Below are 1,284 nucleotides of genomic sequence, written 5' to 3'. Positions count from 1 at the left end.
GTCCACGGGCATGTGGCCGAGTGCTCCGGTGGCGCCGATCGCGCCACCGAAGACGTTGCCGTCGACAATCAGCCCGGCGCTGACCCCGGAGGAGATTTTCACATAGATCACGTTGCGGCAGCCCTGAGCCACGCCCCACGCGATCTCTGCCAGTGCCCCGAGATGAGCGGTGTTGTCCATGCTGACCGAGACATTCAGCCGGCGACCCAGGTCCGCGGCGGCATGCGCGCCGGACCATGGCAGCGAGCGGCTGGACGCGCCGATCTCGCCGGTGCTCTGGTTGACCGGGCCGGGAACGCCGAGACCGGCACTGACAATCCGGGACCAATGTATGCCGGCCCTGGCCAGAAGCCGTTCAGCCAGCTCAGTACCGACATCCAGACGACGCTCCCAGGGCAGGTCGGGTGCGAGGTCCCGGGTGTCCTCGGCGAGTACCTCGTGGCCGAGGTCGGCCAGGACGCCGATGACCGCATCGGCGCTGAAGTCGAGTCCGATGACCGCACCGGCCTTGGGATTGAGACTCAGACCCGTGCGCGGCCGCGAGCCTTTGCGTTCGGACTCCGGACTGTCCTCGTCGGCGGTGACGACGCCGGGGGTGTCGTGGGCCGTGTCCTCAGCCACCTCGACGACCAAGCCCTCCGCGAGCAGATCAGCGGCGATCGTCGACACCGTTGTGCGTGAGACACCGGCTCTCCTGGCCAGTTCGGCACGGTGCAGTACACCGTTCTCTCGCAGTAGTCCAAGCAACCGATCCCGGTTGCTCTGCCGCAGCGAGCGCTGGGATCCATCCACGACGACGTCGGCCATGAAGGGAGCATGGCGGACGTGGCGCAGCATGTCAACAATATGAACAAAACGATCCGTCAGTGATCATTTAGTGCCCATATTGTTGACACACTCCTTGGCGATGACTTTTGCGGACGAGGCGTGACCCCATCCCCCGGCTCTGGCAAACCTGCCGCCGTCCCAAAAGGGGTCACTGCTTCCGGGTGAAGTCCCAGGCGCGGCGTAGCCGCTTGGAGATCCTCGATCCCAATATCTTGCGCGGCTTCTCTGGTGTCGTGGTGAGGACCGGGTAGCTCTCCTGATCCGCGTGGGATGAGTGTGGTGGGGATGCGTTCCCCGTGGAGTTCTCCCGGGGTGTTCGCCAGCTGGGCGAGGAGTAGCTGTGCCGCGCGTCGTCCGACGGCGACGGGGTTCTGGGCGATGACTGTGAGGCCGGGGCTGATGAGGTCGGCGAGTTCCACGTCATCGAAGCCGACGAGGGCGACCCGGTGCTGCGCG

At 65.9% G+C, this 1,284-nt stretch carries 2 protein-coding genes; both read right to left on the bottom strand.

Going from position 1 to position 1,284, the window contains the following annotated elements; genetic code table 11:
* Positions 1 to 807, bottom strand: an 807-nt coding sequence (locus ELR45_RS27775) for an ROK family transcriptional regulator (protein WP_165368157.1), incomplete at its 3' end; no start/stop codon positions are given.
* Between the two features lie 56 nt (positions 808 to 863).
* Positions 864 to 1,284: substrate-binding domain-containing protein (locus tag ELR45_RS27770; protein ID WP_165368156.1), on the bottom strand; the 421-nt coding region annotated here is incomplete at its 5' end.

This window comes from Phytoactinopolyspora endophytica (assembly GCF_004138495.1).
GTDB lineage: Bacteria > Actinomycetota > Actinomycetes > Jiangellales > Jiangellaceae > Phytoactinopolyspora > Phytoactinopolyspora endophytica.
The sequence above is the reverse complement of the archived record's forward strand: the minus strand, read 5'-3'. Positions and strand labels throughout refer to the sequence as shown.